At 66.4% G+C, this 17294-nt stretch carries 16 protein-coding genes; 15 read left to right on the forward strand and 1 reads right to left on the reverse strand.

All coding sequences use genetic code 11. From position 1 onward, the window contains the following. The first annotated feature begins 39 nt into the window (after positions 1-39). The 12 genes from odhB (at position 40) to AC3WL8_RS24825 (ending at position 12231) form a co-directional block, all read left to right on the forward strand. Entirely contained in the window at positions 40-1299 is a 1260-nt protein-coding gene (odhB, locus tag AC3WL8_RS24770) for a 2-oxoglutarate dehydrogenase complex dihydrolipoyllysine-residue succinyltransferase (protein ID WP_013957186.1), read from the forward strand. Positions 1300-1401: 102 nt separating this feature from the next. After that, positions 1402-2826 carry a dihydrolipoyl dehydrogenase gene (lpdA, locus tag AC3WL8_RS24775; RefSeq protein ID WP_153953623.1) on the forward strand — a complete coding sequence of 475 codons (1425 nt, stop codon included), beginning with the start codon at positions 1402-1404 and terminating at the stop codon, positions 2824-2826. A 90-nt stretch (positions 2827-2916) separates the two neighbouring features. Further along, positions 2917-4014 (forward strand): cell division protein ZapE, encoded by a 1098-nt coding sequence (gene zapE, locus AC3WL8_RS24780; RefSeq protein ID WP_013957184.1) that lies wholly within the window; start codon positions 2917-2919, stop codon positions 4012-4014. A 105-nt stretch (positions 4015-4119) separates the two neighbouring features. Next, complete coding sequence (locus AC3WL8_RS24785) at positions 4120-6690, forward strand: heavy metal translocating P-type ATPase (RefSeq protein ID WP_492379020.1); 2571 nt, start codon at positions 4120-4122, stop codon at positions 6688-6690. A 3-nt stretch (positions 6691-6693) separates the two neighbouring features. Then, positions 6694-6840 (forward strand): cbb3-type cytochrome oxidase assembly protein CcoS, encoded by a 147-nt coding sequence (gene ccoS, locus AC3WL8_RS24790; protein WP_010809469.1) that lies wholly within the window; start codon positions 6694-6696, stop codon positions 6838-6840. Positions 6841-6995: 155 nt separating this feature from the next. Next, a complete protein-coding gene (gene ccoN, locus AC3WL8_RS24795; RefSeq protein ID WP_013957182.1) occupies positions 6996-8444 on the forward strand; it encodes a cytochrome-c oxidase, cbb3-type subunit I in 1449 nt (482 codons plus the stop codon). 18 nt (positions 8445-8462) lie between these two features. After that, entirely contained in the window at positions 8463-9125 is a 663-nt protein-coding gene (ccoO, locus tag AC3WL8_RS24800; RefSeq protein ID WP_013957181.1) for a cytochrome-c oxidase, cbb3-type subunit II, read from the forward strand. A 3-nt stretch (positions 9126-9128) separates the two neighbouring features. Beyond that, positions 9129-9293, forward strand: a complete 165-nt coding sequence (locus AC3WL8_RS24805; RefSeq protein ID WP_013957180.1) for a cbb3-type cytochrome oxidase subunit 3 — start codon at positions 9129-9131, stop codon at positions 9291-9293. A gap of 2 nt (positions 9294-9295) precedes the next feature. After that, entirely contained in the window at positions 9296-10213 is a 918-nt protein-coding gene (gene ccoP / locus AC3WL8_RS24810) for a cytochrome-c oxidase, cbb3-type subunit III (RefSeq protein ID WP_211979868.1), read from the forward strand. Positions 10214-10286: 73 nt separating this feature from the next. Next, complete coding sequence (gene ccoG, locus AC3WL8_RS24815; RefSeq protein WP_436223091.1) at positions 10287-11735, forward strand: cytochrome c oxidase accessory protein CcoG; 1449 nt, start codon at positions 10287-10289, stop codon at positions 11733-11735. Between the two features lie 44 nt (positions 11736-11779). Then, entirely contained in the window at positions 11780-11989 is a 210-nt protein-coding gene (locus tag AC3WL8_RS24820; protein ID WP_013957177.1) for a membrane protein, read from the forward strand. Continuing rightward, positions 11986-12231: a hypothetical protein gene (locus tag AC3WL8_RS24825; protein ID WP_013957176.1), complete on the forward strand. Its 246-nt coding sequence runs from the start codon at positions 11986-11988 to the stop codon at positions 12229-12231. The genes AC3WL8_RS24820 and AC3WL8_RS24825 overlap by 4 nt, the downstream gene beginning before the upstream one ends. A gap of 61 nt (positions 12232-12292) precedes the next feature. Here AC3WL8_RS24825 and fnr read toward each other — a convergent pair whose 3' ends face one another. Further along, on the reverse strand, positions 12293-13018 hold the full coding sequence (gene fnr, locus AC3WL8_RS24830; protein WP_013957175.1) for a fumarate/nitrate reduction transcriptional regulator Fnr: 726 nt from the start codon (positions 13016-13018) through the stop codon (positions 12293-12295). 78 nt (positions 13019-13096) lie between these two features. Between fnr and AC3WL8_RS24835 the strand changes: the two genes are divergently transcribed. From AC3WL8_RS24835 to rluB, 3 genes are all read left to right on the forward strand, one after another. Further along, entirely contained in the window at positions 13097-13855 is a 759-nt protein-coding gene (locus AC3WL8_RS24835) for a sulfite exporter TauE/SafE family protein (protein ID WP_013957174.1), read from the forward strand. A gap of 569 nt (positions 13856-14424) precedes the next feature. Beyond that, positions 14425-15279 carry an SMC-Scp complex subunit ScpB gene (scpB, locus tag AC3WL8_RS24840; protein ID WP_211979866.1) on the forward strand — a complete coding sequence of 285 codons (855 nt, stop codon included), beginning with the start codon at positions 14425-14427 and terminating at the stop codon, positions 15277-15279. Positions 15280-15284: 5 nt separating this feature from the next. Further along, on the forward strand, positions 15285-17183 hold the full coding sequence (rluB, locus tag AC3WL8_RS24845) for a 23S rRNA pseudouridine(2605) synthase RluB (RefSeq protein WP_492379021.1): 1899 nt from the start codon (positions 15285-15287) through the stop codon (positions 17181-17183). Positions 17184-17294 lie beyond the last annotated feature (111 nt).

Raw genomic sequence — 17294 nt, forward strand, 5'->3', positions numbered from 1 at the left:
GCATAAAGACAACACGCATAACACGAGGAATTCACAACCATGGCTATCGTTGACGTCAAGGTTCCGCAGCTCTCCGAATCGGTCGCCGAAGCGACCATGCTCAACTGGAAGAAGAAGCCGGGCGAGGCTGTTGCACAGGACGAAATCCTGATCGAGATCGAAACCGACAAGGTCGTGCTGGAAGTGCCGGCCCCGTCGGCAGGCGTCCTGTCGATTATCGTCAAGAACGACGGCGACACCGTCGTGGCCGATGAGATCATCGCGAAGATCGACACCGAAGCCACCGCTGGCGCCGCCGCACCGGCTGCTGCCGCTCCGGCACCTGCCGCCGCTGCCCCGGCACCGGCCGCTGCTGCCGCCGCTCCGGCAGCCGCAGGTGGTGTGGCGATGCCGTCGGCTGCCAAGCTGATGGCAGAAGCCGGCCTGTCGGCTGGCCAGGTTGCCGGCACCGGCAAGGACGGCCGCATCACCAAGGGTGACGCGCTGGCCGCTGCTGCTGCTCCGGCCGCCCCGGCCGCCAAGGCTGCTCCGGCTCCGGCCGCCGCCAAGCCGGCGCTGCAGCAGGTTTCGGCCCCGGTTGACTTCGCCGCGCTGGGCGACCGCCCGGAAGAGCGTGTGCCGATGAGCCGCCTGCGCGCCCGTATCGCCGAGCGCCTGCTGCAATCGCAATCGACCAACGCCATCCTCACCACCTTCAATGAAGTGAACATGAAGCCGGTGATGGACCTGCGCAACAAGTACAAGGACCGCTTCGAGAAGGAACACGGCGTCAAGCTGGGCTTCATGTCGTTCTTCGTCAAGGCCGCGGTGCACGCGCTGAAAAAGTTCCCGCTGATCAACGCTTCGATCGACGGCAACGACATCGTCTACCACGGCTACTTCGACATCGGCATCGCGGTGGGCTCGCCGCGCGGCCTGGTGGTGCCCATCCTGCGCAATGCCGACCAGATGAGCCTGGCCGACATCGAGAAGAAGATTGCCGAGTTCGGCGTCAAGGCCCGTGACGGCAAGCTGTCGCTGGAAGAACTGACCGGCGGTACGTTCTCGATCTCCAACGGCGGCGTGTTCGGCTCGATGCTGTCGACCCCGATCATCAACCCGCCGCAATCGGCCATCCTGGGCGTGCACGCCACCAAGGACCGCCCGGTGGTGGAAGACGGCCAGATCGTGATCCGCCCGATGAACTACCTGGCGATGTCGTATGACCACCGCATCATCGACGGCCGTGAAGCTGTCCTGGGCCTGGTCGCCATGAAGGACGCGCTGGAAGATCCGGCCCGCCTGCTGCTGGACCTGTAAAAAACGGTCCCCCCGCGCACGTCTGCCGTGCGCGGGGCGCGCTTCCCCCGTGATGAAGGCGCGCCGGCACAAGCTGTCGCCGGCGCCCACAAAGGAATTCCCATGAGCAAACAATTCGACGTGCTGGTGATCGGCGCCGGCCCCGGCGGCTACATTGCCGCCATCCGTGCCGGCCAGCTGGGCCTGAACGTGGCCTGCTGCGAAGGCAATCCGTATGACGATCCCAAGGGCGAAGCCCGCCTGGGCGGCACCTGCCTGAACGTGGGCTGCATCCCCTCCAAGGCGCTGCTGGCTTCCTCGGAAGAGTTCGAGAACGTCCAGCACCACCTGGGCGACCACGGCATCACCGTGGGCGACGTCAAGGTCGACGTGGCCAAGATGCTCAAGCGCAAGGACGACATCGTCGGCAAGATGACCAAGGGCATCGAGTTCCTGTTCCGCAAGAACAAGGTGACGCTGCTCAAGGGCTACGGCAAGTTCGTCGGCAAGACCGCCGAAGGCTTCCAGGTCGACGTTGCCGGTGAAGTCGTGACCGCCAAGCAGGTCATCATCGCCACTGGCTCGAAGGCTCGCCACCTGCCGGGCATCAAGGTCGACAACGACCTGGTCAGCGATAACGAGGGCGCGCTCAAGTTCCCCGCAGTGCCGAAGAAGCTGGGCGTGATCGGCGCCGGCGTGATCGGCCTGGAGCTGGGCTCGGTGTGGCGCCGCCTGGGTTCCGATGTGACCGTGCTGGAAGCGCTGCCCGCATTCCTGGGCGCCGCCGACGAAGGCGTGGCCAAGGAGGCGCAGAAGCAGCTGACCAAGCAGGGCCTGAAGTTCAGCCTCGGCGTGAACGTCAACGAAGTGACGACCAGCAAGAACGGCGTGACCGTCAAGTACACCGACAAAGACGGCAAGGCCCAGACCCTGGAAGTCGATCGCCTGATCGTGTCGGTCGGCCGCGTGCCCAATACCGACAACCTGGGCCTGGACGCCGTCGGCCTGGCCGCGGACCAGCGCGGCTTCATCGAGGTGGACGACCACTGCGCCACCAAGGTGCCGGGCCTGTGGGCCATCGGCGACGTGGTGCGCGGCCCGATGCTGGCGCACAAGGCCGAGGACGAAGGCGTGGCCGTGGCCGAGCGCATCGCCGGCCAGAAGCCGCACATCGACTACAACTGCGTTCCGTGGGTGATCTACACCTTCCCGGAAATCGCATGGGTAGGCAAGACCGAAGCCCAGCTCAAGGCCGAAGGCCGCGAGTACAAGGCCGGCCAGTTCCCGTTCATGGCCAACGGCCGTGCGCTGGGCATGGGCCACGCCGACGGCTTCGTCAAGATGCTGGCCGACGCCAAGACCGATGAGATCCTGGGCGTGCACATCGTCGCCGCCAACGCCTCGGACCTGATCGCCGAAGCCGTGGTGGCGATGGAGTTCAAGGCCGCCAGCGAGGATATCGGCCGCGTCTGCCATCCGCACCCGTCGATGTCGGAAGTCATGCGCGAAGCCGCGCTGGCCGTCGACAAGCGTCAGCTTAATATGTAAGGCGCATGCTTCGCATTGCCTGAGTACCGGCGCGCCGCATCCGCGGCGCGCCGTTTTCACTTGCGGCCCGTGCCGCAGGAACCCGTCAGCATGAACGTCACCGAGTACTACGAGAAGGAACTGAAGGAGCGCGGCTACCAGTCCGACGAAGCGCAATTGCGCGCCGTGGCCCGGCTGCAGCAGTGCTACGACGAATGGGTGGCCTACAAGAGCCGCCGCAACAATGCCCTGAAGAAGCTGCTGGTCCGTCCCGACGTGCCCAAGGGCGTCTACTTGTGGGGTGGGGTGGGGCGCGGCAAGTCCTTCCTGATGGACAGCTTCTATACCTGCGTGCCGGTGGTGCGCAAGACTCGGCTGCATTTCCACGAGTTCATGCGCGAGGTTCATCGCCAGCTCGAAGAGCTGCGCGGCCGTCCCGATCCGCTGGATGAGCTGGCCAAACGCATCGCGCGCCGCTTCCGGCTGATCTGCTTCGATGAGTTCCACGTCAGCGACGTCGCCGACGCGATGATCCTGCATCGCCTGCTGCAGCAGATGTTCGAGAACGGCGTGCAGTTCGTGATGACTTCCAACTACCGCCCGGACCTGCTGTATCCGGATGGCCTGCACCGAGACCGCGTGCTGCCGGCCATCGCGCTGCTGCAGCAGAAGCTCGACGTGCTCAACGTCGACGCTGGCATCGACTATCGCAAGCGCGCGCTGGAGCAGGTGCAGGCGTACCACACGCCGCTCGGCGCCAAGGCGAGTTCCGCGCTGCGCGACGCCTTCACCTCGATCGCTGGCGTGGCCGACGAGTCGCCGCTGCTGCATATCGAGCACCGCGAGCTGCGTGCGCTGCGCAAGGCCAACGGCGTGGTGTGGTTCGACTTTGCCACGCTGTGCGGCGGCCCGCGCTCGCAGAACGACTACCTGGAACTGGCGTCCCAGTTCCATACCGTGATCCTGTCCGACGTGCCGCGCATGACGCCGCGCATGTCGTCCGAGGCACGCCGCTTCACCTGGCTGATCGATGTCTTCTACGACCACAAGGTCAAGCTGCTGATGTCGGCGGAAGTGCCCGCGGACGAACTCTACACCGAAGGCCAGATGGCCAATGAGTTCCATCGGACCGTATCGCGCATCATCGAGATGCAATCGCGCGAATACCTGGAATCCGAGCGCCGCACCATGGATACCACGCTCACCTGAGCGTTGTTTTCCGGCCCGGCGCGACAATAGCCGGGCCGCATTGACCTATATCAAGGTCGATTCGAGGACCCGCATATACCCTCCATTGGGTAGAAAAAGGTCCCCATGTCGTCGCCCCCAGTCACCAGTCCTTCTGCCAGCTTGCTGGCACCGTACCCGCCGGCCGCGCTCCGTGACGCCGCGGGCCCGGGTGCGTCCGGCGCCGGTGCGCGGCTGGCCTGCTTCCATTGCGGCCTGCCTGTCACGGATACCGAGCCGCTTGCCGCCGAGCTGGACGGCAGCCGCCGGGTGTTCTGCTGCGGCGGTTGCCAGGCACTGGCGCAGACCCTCCATGCGGCCGGCTTTGCCCACCTGTATGGGGATGAAGCCCGCTTCGCCCGCCCCATCGACGACGACGCCCGGCGCGAGGCCGAGCCGATCTGGGCCGCCTACGACACTCCTGAGCTGCGCTCCCAGTTTGTCCGCCCGCTTGACGGCGGCCGCGCCGAGATCACGCTGGCGCCCGAGAACATCCGCTGCGCCGCCTGCGCGTGGCTGATCGAACAGCACCTGAGTCGCCAGCCGGGCGTGGAGTCCGCGGTCGCCAATGTCGCCACGCGGCGCGTGGTAGTGCGCTGGCGCGATGGCGCCCAGACGGTGGCGGGGTTGCTGGCCGCGCTGGCCGGCATCGGCTACATGGCCTGGCCGTTTGAGGTCTCGCGCACCGACCAGCAGGACCGCCGCGCGCGCCGCGGGCTGCTGATGCGCATGGCCGTGGCCATGCTGGGCATGATGCAGGTCATGATGTATGCGTGGCCGATCTACACCCATGAGGCCACCATCGACCCTGGCCAGCTTCAACTGATGCGCTGGGCCAGCTTCGCCCTGACGCTGCCGGTTGTGCTCTATGCCGCCTCGCCGATCTTTGCCGGTGCCTGGCGCAGCCTGCGCCAGCGCCATATGGGCATGGACGTGCCGGTGGCGATTGGCATCGGCGCCGGCTTCGCCGCCAGCGCGCTGGCCACGGTGCGCGGCGTGGGCGAGGTGTATTTCGATTCGGTGACGATGTTCGTCGCCTTCCTGCTGCTGGCCCGCTACCTGGAACTGCGCGTGCGCCAGGCCTCGCGCAGCGGCGCCGAGATGCTGGCGCGCCAGTTGCCGGCCACCTGCGAGCGGCTGGCCGCCACCGGTGCCGCCGGCGAGCGTGTCCCGGTCGCGCGCCTGCGCGCGGGCGATCTCATCCGCGTCAAGGCCGGCGAGATCGTTCCTGCCGATGGCGCGGTGGAGGCGGGCGCGAGCGAACTCGATGAATCCATGCTGACCGGCGAGAGCCGCCCGGTGCGCCGCGCCGCAGGCGAGACCGTGCTGGCCGGCAGCTTCAATACGGCAAGCCCGCTCGAACTGCGGATCACGCGCGTCGGCGCCGGCACCCGCCTGGCCGAGATCGTCGCCGTGCTGGACCGCGCGCTGGCTGAAAAGCCGCGCCTGGCCACGCTGGCCGACCGCGTCGCAGGCTGGTTCGTGGCGACGCTGCTGGTGCTGGCGGCGCTGACCGGGCTGGTGTGGGGCGTCTGGATTGATCCGTCGCGCGCCTTGCTGGTGACGATTGCAGTGTTGGTGGTCAGTTGCCCGTGCGCCTTGTCGCTGGCCACGCCGGCCGCACTGGCCGCGGCCGGTGCGGCGCTGTCGCGCCGCGGCGTGCTGCTGACACGCGGCCACGCGCTGGAGACGCTGGCGCGTGTCACCGACGTGGTACTCGACAAGACCGGCACGCTGACCGAAGGCCGCTTTGCCGTGGCCGCGGTCGAGCCGCTGGCTGACGCCGACCGGGTCCGATGCCTGGCACTGGCCGCCGCGATGGAGCGCGGTGGTGAACATCCGATCGCGCGCGCACTGGTGGCCGCGGCACAGGGCAGCGCCGGCATGCCGCTCCAGGTGTCCGACATGCGCAACATCCCGGGCCAGGGCCTCGAGGCGATCGTCGATGGCCGACGCCTGCGGCTTGGCCGCGCCGACTTTGTCGCGGCGCTGGGGCCCGACAGCGGCCAGGCGCCGGACACCGGGCGCAGCGACGCAGATCATCCTGGCGCCACCGTGGTGTGGCTGGGCGCGCCAGCGGGCCCGCTGGCGCGCTTCGTCCTGGCCGATGTCGAGCGGGCGCAGACGCCGCAGCTGCTCGCGCGGCTGCACGAACTGGGCGTGCGCTGCCACCTGGTATCGGGCGATCACGCCGATGCGGTCCACTGGTGGGCATCGCACTTCGGCATAGCTTGCGTGGCCGGCGCGGTCACCCCGGAAGGCAAGCGCGACTATGTAGCGCGGCTGCAGCAGGGCGGGGCGGTGGTGCTGGCCGTGGGCGATGGCATCAACGATGCGCCGGTGCTGGCGCAGGCCCAGGTGTCGATCGCCATCGGCAGCGGCGCGCCCCTGGCCCAGGCCGGCGCGGACGCGGTGCTGACGCACGGCGGCGTGGCCGAGATTGCCACCGCGTTGGCGGTGTCGCGCCAGACGCGCCGGGTGGTGCGCCAGAACCTGGGCTGGGCCTTCTTCTACAACGTGGTGGCCATCCCGCTCGCAGCGACGGGGCTGGTCACGGCCTGGATGGCCGGCGTCGGCATGTCGTTGTCGTCGTTGCTGGTGGTGGCCAATGCCTGGCGCCTGCTGAGCGCCGGCAAGCCGCGGCACAAGGGAGTCTGACTGATGGAAACGCTTTACCTGCTGGTGCCGATGAGCCTGGTGCTTGTCGTGGTCATCGCGGGCGCGCTGTGGTGGGCCCTACATGCCGGGCAGTACGACGACCTGGACCGGCCCGCCGAATCGATCCTGCTGGACAACGACAAGCCCTGAACCCGCCGGGCGACGCGCCCTCCGACCGGGGCCCCGCACGCAGGTTCCATGCATGCCCTGAGCGACTTGATAAAGATCAACGCACACGCAGCATGGTTTTTCTAAAGTCACACTGTCAGTAGGTTTTTTCTCTTCTCTAAGCTTTGGGGGTCTGAATGGATGTCACTGCCGCGTCTTCACGCGTCGACACCTTCAATTACGGCGTCGTAAGACAGTTCGCTGTCATGACGGTAGTCTGGGGGATCGTCGGCATGGCCGTCGGCGTGCTGCTGGCAGCACAGCTGATCTGGCCCGAACTCAACTTCAACACACCCTGGCTGTCGTTTGGCCGGCTGCGGCCGCTGCATACCAATGCGGTGATCTTCGCCTTCGGCGGCAGCGCGCTGTTCGCGACCTCGTACTACGTGGTCCAGCGCACCTGCCAGGCGCGCCTGTTCTGCGGCCCGCTGGCCGCGTTCACGTTCTGGGGCTGGCAACTGGTCATCGTCGCCGCCGCCATCACGCTGCCGCTGGGGATCACCAGCTCCAAGGAATACGCCGAACTGGAATGGCCGATCGACCTGCTGATCACCGCGGTCTGGGTGGCCTACGCGATCGTGTTCTTCGGCACCATCGTCAAGCGCAAGACCCGGCATATCTACGTCGCCAACTGGTTCTTCGGCGCCTACATCCTGACCATCGCGCTGCTGCATATCGTCAACAACATCGAGATGCCGGTGTCGCTGTGGAAGTCCTACTCGGCCTATGCCGGCGTGCAGGACGCGATGATCCAGTGGTGGTACGGCCATAACGCCGTGGGCTTCTTCCTGACCACCAGCTTCCTGGGGATGATGTACTACTTCATTCCCAAGCAGGCCGAGCGCCCGATCTACTCCTACCGCCTGTCCATCGTTCACTTCTGGGCGCTGAACTTCACCTACATGTGGGCCGGCCCGCACCACCTTCAGTACACCGCGCTGCCGGACTGGGCGCAGTCGCTGGGCATGGTGTTCTCGCTGATCCTGCTGGCGCCGTCGTGGGGCGGCATGATCAACGGCATCATGACCCTGTCGGGGGCCTGGCACAAGCTGCGCACCGACCCCATCCTGAAGTTCCTGGTGGTGGCGCTGTCGTTCTACGGCATGGCCACGTTCGAAGGCTCGATGATGTCGATCAAGACCGTCAACGCGCTCTCGCACTACACGGACTGGACCATCGGGCACGTGCACTCGGGCGCGCTGGGCTGGGTCGCGATGATCTCGATCGGCTCGCTCTACTACCTGATCCCGCGCCTGTTCGGCGAGAAGCAGATGTACAGCGTCCGGCTGATCGAGTGGCACTTCTGGATCGCGACCATCGGCGTGGTGCTGTATATCGCCTCGATGTGGATCGCCGGGGTGATGGAAGGCCTGATGTGGCGTGCCACGCAGCCTGACGGCACGCTGACCTATGCCTTCGTCGAAGCGGTCAAGGCCAAGTACCCGTTCTACCTGATTCGCTTGCTGGGTGGCCTGTGCTTCCTGTCCGGCATGCTGCTGATGGCCTACAACGTGCTCAAGACCATCGTCGGCAAGCCCGCCGTGGATGCGCCGATCCCGGCCAGCATCCCTGCCTCTGCCCACTGATCAATCCAGGATAGAAAGATGTCCGACAAACAACGCTTCTTTTCCCACGAAACGCTGGAGAAGAACATCGGCTGGCTGATCATCTGCACGATCCTCGTGGTCAGCATTGCGGGTCTGGTCCAGATCGTGCCGCTGTTCTTCCAGCACTCCACCACCGAGCCGGATCCGGGCATCACCCCGTATTCGCCGCTGCGGCTGATGGGCCGCGATATCTATATCCGTGAAGGCTGCGTCGGCTGCCACTCGCAGCAGGTCCGCACGCTGCAGGCCGAGACCGAGCGCTACGGCCACTTCTCCACGGCGGGCGAGTCGGTCTACGACCACCCGTTCCTGTGGGGCTCCAAACGCACCGGTCCTGACCTGGCGCGCGTGGGCGGGCGCTACTCGGATGACTGGCAGCGTATCCACCTGCGCAATCCGCGCGATGTGGTGCCGGAATCGGTGATGCCATCGTACCCGTGGCTGGAAAAGGCCGAGCTGCCCACCAACGATATCCAGGCCCGCATGCACGCGCTGGTGCGCCTGGGCGTGCCGTACACGGATGCCGAGATCGCCAAGGCACCGGACGAGCTCAAGGGCAAGACCGAAGAAGATGCGCTGGTTGCCTACCTGCAAGGCCTGGGCACCAACCGCCGCAACGTCCGCGTGGATTCCGCCGCGGCCGCGGCACCCAAGGAGTAAGCCATGGCCATGATCACTGCCTTTGCGACCGTCGTGTCGATGGTCGTCTTCCTGGGGATCTGCTGGTGGGCCTGGTCCGCCGGCCGGCAGGCCGCCAACCGGGAATCCGCCATGCTGCCGTTCGCGCTGCCTGACGAAACTACGACAACATCGAGCCGGAACACCTAGCCATGAGCGATTTCATTTCCGAATTCTGGAGTTATTACATTGCCGCCATCGCGCTCGTCGGCATCGTCTGGTGCGTGTGGCTGCTGTTCTCGCAACGCAAGGTCACCAAGACCGCCGGCGGCACTGAAGACACCGGCCATGTCTGGGACGGTGACCTGCGCGAGCTGAACAACCCGCTGCCGCGCTGGTGGATGTGGATGTTCCTGCTGGCCTGCATCTTCAGCCTGGCCTACCTGGTGCTGTACCCGGGGCTGGGTTCGTATGCCGGCGTGCTGAAGTTCTCCACGCAGGGCGAACTTGCCGCGCACCGCGCGGCGCAGGAGAAGATGCAGAACGAGATCTACGCCAAGTACCTGAAGATGGACGTCAAGCAGGTGGCGGCGGATCCGCAGGCGCGCGAGATCGGCCAGCGCCTGTTCCTGAACTACTGCGCACAGTGCCATGGTTCGGACGCGCGCGGCAGCCGCGGCTTCCCGAACCTGACGGACAACGACTGGCTCTATGGCGGCGAACCCGACACCATCCAGCAGACCATCACCAAGGGCCGCAATGGCGTGATGCCGCCGTTTGCCGCGACCATCGACGCCAAGCAGGCGGGCGACGTGGCGCAATACGTGCGCTCGCTGTCGGGGCTGTCGTCGGACCCGATCCGTGCGTCGCGTGGCGAGGGCACCTTCAAGACGACCTGCGTGGCATGCCACGGCGCCGGCGGCAAGGGCAACCAGGCGCTCGGTGCGCCCAACCTGTCGGACAACGTCTGGCTGTATGGCAGCTCGGAAGGCAGCATCGTCGACGCCATCCTGAAGGGCCACAACAACAAAATGCCCGCGCATGAGGAGATCCTGACGCCTGAACGCATCCGGATGCTGACGGCCTATATCTGGGGTTTGTCCAACATCGGGAGTGGAGCCGGGCAATGACCGACGACTCATGTGAGCGGGCGCTGGTGGCTCGCGGGAGAGCATGCCCATGAATGCACCCGGGACCGAAGAAATGGCCCGGGCGGCCGACCTGCAACGGTCGGCCGCTGCGCCGGGCGAGACCTCTGACGAAACGCTCTACGAGGTCCGCCGCAAAATCTACCCGCGCTCGGTGACGGGCGCCTTCTCCAGCTGGCGGGTCTGGCTGGTGATCCTGACCCAGCTGATCTACTACGGCACGCCCTGGCTCCAATGGAACGGCCGCCAGGCCGTGCTGTTCGACCTTGGCGCGCGCAAGTTCTACATCTTCGGGCTGGTGCTGTGGCCACAGGATGTGATCTACCTGGCGGTGCTGCTGGTGATCTCGGCGCTGGCGCTGTTCCTGTTCACGGCGATCGCGGGGCGGCTGTTCTGCGGCTATGCCTGTCCGCAGACGGTCTATACCGAGATCTTCATGTGGATCGAGCGGCGGGTCGAAGGCGACCGCATCGCCCGCATCCGGCTCGATGGCGATCCGTGGAGCCTGCGCAAGTTCCGTCTCAAGGCGACCAAGCACTTCCTGTGGGTGCTGATTGCGCTCTGGACCGGCTTTACCTTCATCGGCTATTTCGCGCCGATCCGCGGTCTGGGCGGCGAGGTGCTCAGCCTGTCGCTGGGGCCGTGGCAGTCGTTCTGGATGCTGTTTTACGCGTTCGCCACCTGGGGCAATGCGGGCTTCATGCGCGAGCAGGTGTGCAAGTACATGTGCCCGTATGCGCGCTTCCAGAGCGTGATGGTGGATCGCGATACCTATGTCGTGACCTACGACGTCGGCCGCGGCGAGCCGCGCGGCAGCCGGTCGCGCAAGACCGATCACTACAAGGCGGGGCTTGGCGACTGCGTCAACTGCAGCATCTGCGTACAGGTGTGCCCGACAGGCATCGATATCCGCGACGGCCTGCAGTACGAGTGCATCGGCTGCGGCGCCTGCATCGACGCCTGCAACCAGGTCATGGACAAGATGGACTATCCGCGCGGCCTGATCCGGTATACCTCGGAAAACGCGATGCGCAAGGCCTTGTCCGCAGCGGCATCGCGCAAGCGCCTGCTGCGTCCGCGCGTCATCATCTATTCCGTGATCTGGGTGGTGCTGCTGGGCGGCTTCATGGCGTCGATCGCGCTGCGCACGCCGCTGAAGGTCGACATCATCCGCGACCGTGGTGCGCTCGGCCGTGAAGTGGAAGGCCGCTGGATCGAGAACGTCTATCGCCTGCAGCTGATCAACACCACCGAAGCGCCGATGAAGATCAGCGTGCGCGCCGACAGCGACGAGCTGAAGAACCTGAAGGTGGAGTACGACAAGCAGGCCGAATCGTTGGCGCCGACGTCCAACCGGTTGCTGCCGATCCGGATCCGCGTGCCGATCGAGGCCGCGGCGCGGGGCACGCACAAGATCAACGTGACAGTGACGAGCGAAGGCACGGAGCGGGGGCAGGCCGAAATCCGGCAATCCACCAGTTTCATCGTGCCGCGCGATTTGTGAAGCTAGGCAGACGCGGACTTAGTCGTCAAGATGAAGGGGGCAAGATGAGTCAGCAAGGCAATCCGTGGTGGAAGGAGCCGTGGCCGTGGCTATTGATGAGCGGCCCGCTGGTGGCGATGGTGGCGTGCGGCGTGACGATCTGGCTGGCGTCCACGCATCCGGACATGCCGGTGCAGGGTGCAACGCGCCATGGCCTGGTGGTGGAGAAGGCCGATGCCGCGCCGCCCAAGGCTGCCGCAGCGAGGCAGCCATGAGGTTGCGCTGGCTGATGTGGGTACTCTGGCCGGCGTTCCTGATGGCTGGCTTTGCGACCGCGACGGTGTTTTCGGTGGTGGATCCCGGTGACCTGAACTTCTTCGGCCAGCCGATCGAAGCGTCCCGCGAATCGGTCTACACCATCGGCTTCCTGATGGCCTGGGTGTTCTGCGCGTTGTCCAGCGGACTGACGCTCTACACCATGCCGACGCGGCTCAGCGATACCGACGAACTGGAATGAGCGGACTGGCGTGAGGTCTGCGCTGCCATGGCCGGATGCGGCACTGGCAGCGCTTGGCCGCTTAGCAGGAGCGGCTGTAGAGTTGCTTGATGCCGTCGATGTCCACCAGCTTGACGTGGCGCTGGCGAATCTGGATCAGGCCGGCTTCGGCAAAGCGAGAGAACAGGCGGCTGACGGTTTCGAGCTTCAGGCCCAGGTAGCTGCCGATTTCTTCGCGGCTCATGCGCATCACGAACTCGGACGCCGAATAGCCGCGCGCCGACAGGCGCTCAGAGAGGTTGATCAGGAAGGCGGCAAGGCGTTCCTCGGCGCGCATCGAGCCCAGCGTGACCAGCATCAGCTGGTCGTGCGTGATTTCCTTGCCCATCAGGCGCAGGAACTGCTGCTGCAGCGATGGCAGGTCGACCGAGAGGGACTGCAGTTCGCTCATGCGGACCACGCAGACTTCGGTATCTTCCAGGGCGGCGGCATCGGAGGCATGCTGCATCTCGCCCAGCCCGTCGAGACCGACGATTTCGCCGGGCAGGTGGAAGCCGGTAATCTGCGAGCGGCCGTCTTCAGTGGTGACGTGGGTCTTGAGCGTGCCAAAGCGCACGGCGTAGACCGCGGTGAGCGGATCGCCCATGCGATACAAGGTTTCACCCTTGTGCACGCGGATGCGTTCCTGTACCAGCGTGTCCATCTTGGCGAGGTCTTGCTGCGACATGCCGACCGGAAGGCACAGCTGCCCCATTGCACAGGTGGAGCAGCGGGGCGACATCTCGGTAATGGGAATGGAGGTGAGCAATTGGAACCTGCTAGAAATGGCAGCGAGGGCGCGATTAGGACATTTTACCGTGCGATGTGATGCGGTAGGGAGTAAGAATTGACATTTGGCGTGCTGATCAGCGTTTTTCTGCTGGCTTTGCTGGGCGGAGTCCACTGCGCTGCCATGTGCGGCGGCGTGGCGCTGGCCGTGGAACAACGCCGCGGCGCGACGGTGACGATCAGTCTGGTGCCCAGCCGCGCCGCCTGGCTGGCCGAGTTGCTGACTATGCACTTGGGCCGGATCTCGACCTATATGCTTCTTGGTGCCGCGCTAGGCGCGCTCGGTGCCTCGGCATGGAAGCAGGATTACCTGCCGGTGCAGCGCTGGCTGTTCGGCGCGGGCAGCGTCATGCTGCTGTGGTCGGGCTGGCGGTTGCTGCGCGGCAACACTTTTACCGTCGACTGGCTGGAGCGGCTGGCGGCGCGCGCCGGCGCAACGGTGGCGCGGCGGCTGGGTGGCCTGGCAGGCGCCATGCCGGCGTTTGTGCGGGCGCGAAGCGGACTGGCGCGGCGTTATGGCGTGGGCCTGGCGTGGGGGCTGGTGCCGTGCGGCATGGTCTATGGGGCGCTTACGCTGGCGCTGCTGGCGGGCAACGCGGCGTCCGGCGCACTCGTGATGGGCGTGTTCGGGCTCGGCACATTGCCTAATCTGCTGGTGCTGTCCGGCCTCGCGGGCTACTTGCGTACGCTGTCGCGACGTCCCGGCGTGCGCCTGGGGGCCGGCCTGGCGGTGATGGCGTTCGGCGCCCTTGGCATTGCGCGAGCGGTGCTGCTGCCACATTCGCTGGCCGAGCATGGATTCTGCCTGGTGTTCTGAGGCGCCGGCGCCGCCCGGGCAACGGATGATGGTTGCAGGCGGGGGCGGGAATGCCATACAATCGCCAACATTGCGGTATCGCGCGGCATAGAATGAGCCGCGGTAAGCAGCGGGCGAGCAGCGCCAGGCGGCCTTCCTACCAGAAGGCGCGTTCAGGGCAGGGGAAGCGGAAGGTTTTCGATGCCCGTCCCGTCCCCGCAGTCCATCCGGTTCAAAAGATCTGGTTCAAAAGTCCGGCTGGCACTGCGGTGTTGGCGATGCCGGCCTTGCTCCCGATACCCGTTTTTCTTGCGTCCGAGGCCTTCAGTTCGCTGACAGCGACGTCCGATATGTGCGGGCGCGCTACGCAAGAGGTTTGCTGGCCGATCCATAACGGCACGCGAACGATCTCCTGCCGGAACGACCCGGCAACTCGATGCAAAGATAGGGAAGTGCACGGCTTGGATGCAGCAGGTATCCGGCTAGCTGCGCAATGAGATGGCGGTGGCTTTCGTACCGCTGTATCCAAAATCTCCGATGCCCCGGATCCGTCCGGGAGCAGGTGCAAAGACAGGCTGCACACCATCAACATGAATACCCAAGAGGCGAAGATCGTCCTCGAGACGGCGCTGATCTGCGCGCAGGAACCGTTGCGCGTCAATGACCTGCGGCGGCTGTTTGACGACGACGTCGGCGCAGACACCATCCGCGTGCTGCTTGAGGAACTGCGCCAGGACTGGCGGCCGCGCGGCGTGGAACTGGTGGCCCTGGCCAGCGGCTGGCGCTTCCAGAGCCGGCCGGAAATGCGTGAATACCTCGATCGGCTGAATCCCGAAAAGCCGCCAAAATATTCGCGCGCCGTGATGGAAACACTGGCGATCATTGCCTACCGGCAGCCGGTGACCCGCGGCGATATCGAGGAAATCCGCGGCGTAACGGTCAGCACGGAAGTGGTCAAGAAGCTTGAGGACCGCAGCTGGATCGAGGTGATCGGACACCGCGACGTGCCGGGCAGGCCGGCGCTGTATGCGACGACCAAGGCATTCCTGGACGATCTTGGGCTGCGTACGCTGGATGAGCTGCCGCCGCTGGAAGACGCCCAGGCGCAGGCGCAGGCAACCCTGCTGGAACAACAGGCCATCAATTTTGAAGATCTGGCTGCAAACAAGGCAGCCAGTGCCGACGAGGAAGCATTTGCCGACCCCGCCGCGCAGGCAGCGGATGTGGCCGAAGCATCCGTCGCGAACGAAGCCGAGACGACCGACCCGGTCGACCAAGGCGCCAATGGCTTTGACGTGCAACCGCTGCAAGCTGCAGCCGACGATGCCGCCGAGGCCGCTTCCACCGAACCAGCCGCACCCAATCCGGACGGGGCGCGGGGCGATTTGCCGGACAACGGCACCCCGCCGCACCCGAGCGAGCACGACGAGCGCGTGCCGAACTGAACAACATGCAACATCCGATAGTGAATATCTTGTCTGATTCCGTTGAGCAAGACACCCGCAATGCGGGCGCACCCGCCGACACCGGCGCCGCAGAACCCGGATCGGGCAGCGAAGCCGCGCCCCGCCGCAAGGGGCTGCGCCGCGGGCTGAGGAACCTGGTCGCATCGCGCCGCCAGGCAACGCAGGACCGCGGCGAGGGCGCCGAAGGCGCCAGCGCCGGCGGCCAGGCCGATGCCGGTGAAGCGGGCGCCGCCCAGGCGGCGGGCGGCGCGCGCGGTGGCCAGCGCGGCCGCGGCAAGCGCAAGACGGGGCAGGGCGAGGGCGGCCAGGGCAGCCAGGGCGGCCAGGGCACCAGCAAGGCAGACAAGGTGGACCGCGCGGCCAGGGCCGAAGGCACCGACAAGCCCGAGCAGCCCGGCCGCAAGCGCAAGCCGGTCCAGCGCTCAGGCAAGGCGGCGGCGCCGGGCGAGGCGCAGGGCGCCGGCGCGCGGCAGCAGGGCCGCCGCAAGGATGGCGGCAAGCCGCAGGCGCCCCGCAAGGGCCAGGGCGGCGGGGACAAGACCGCGGCGAGCAGCGAAGACCTGTTCCGCTTCGTGATCTCCGAGCAGTACGACACTGAAGACACCGTCATCCCGCGCACCAAGGCCAAGCCGGTGCGCGAGCTGTCGGCTGACGACGACGCGCCCAAGCTGCACAAGGTGCTGGCCGAGGGCGGGCTGGGCTCGCGCCGCGAGATGGAAGAACTGATCCTGCAGGGCCGCGTTTCGGTCAACGGCCTGCCGGCCCATATCGGCCAGCGCATCCTGCCGGCGGACCAGGTCCGCGTGAACGGCAAGCTGATCCACCGCAAGGTGTCGACCAAGCCGCCGCGCGTGCTGCTGTACCACAAGCCCGCCGGCGAGATCGTCAGCCAGTCCGATCCGGAAGGCCGTCCGACCGTGTTCGACAGCCTGCCGCGCATCAAGAGCGGCAAGTGGGTCGCGGTGGGCCGCCTGGACTTCAATACCGAAGGTCTGCTGATCTTCACCACGTCGGGTGACATTGCCAACCGCTTCATGCACCCGCGCTACGGCGTGGAGCGCGAGTACGCGGTGCGCACGCTGGGCGAGCTGGCCGAGGCCGACCGTCAGCGCCTGCTGCACGGCATCAAGCTCGATGACGGCGAAGCCAACTTCCTGCGCATTGCCGACGGCGGTGGCGAAGGTGTCAACCAGTGGTACCACGTGGCCCTGACCGAGGGCCGCAACCGTGAAGTGCGCCGCATGTTCGAGGCGGTCGGGCTGACCGTGTCGCGCCTGATCCGCACCCGCTACGGCCAGTTCCTGCTGCCGCGCGGCCTCAAGCGCGGCCGCTGGCAGGAAGTCGAGCCCAATGACGTCAAGGCGCTGATGGCCGGTGTCGGCCTGAAGGTGCCCGGCAAGGGCGAGCAGGCCCCCAAGGGCGCTACCAAGGTGGGCGGGCGCAAGCAGCGCACCGAAGCCGCGATTGCCGGCATGCCGATGCCCACGGGTATGGATGGCCTGCCGCGCTTCGACCAGGGCGGTGCCCGGGGCGGTGGCGGCGGCCGCAGCAGCCAGCCGGATCCGATGAAGACCTCGATGGGCTATATCAGCCACGGGCCCACGTTGCTGACCTCGCACGCGGCCAACCTGGGTGGCGGGCGCGGCACTGGCGCACGCCAGGGGCGCGGTGGCGCCGGCATGGGCGGCATGGGTGGCATGCGCGGTCAGGGTGGCCAGGGCGGTCTGGGCGGCCAGGGTCAGGGCAAGCCGCGTCGTGGCGGTGGCGAAGCCAACGGCAATGTGATGCCGAAGGCGTCGAAACCGGGCGGTAACCGTTCCCCGCGCGGAGGCAGTGGCGGTGGCGGCGGCAACCGTGGTGGCAACCGCGGCGGCAACCGATAAGCGCTGATTGCGGCGCATGGCGGGCTGAATGCCCGCCGGCGCCGGGTTCAGTGCGCGGAAATGTCTGGCTTTTGCCTTTTCGACATAATCCGCGTATAATTCAAGTCTATT

The organism is Cupriavidus sp. FW305-F7, assembly GCF_058782875.1.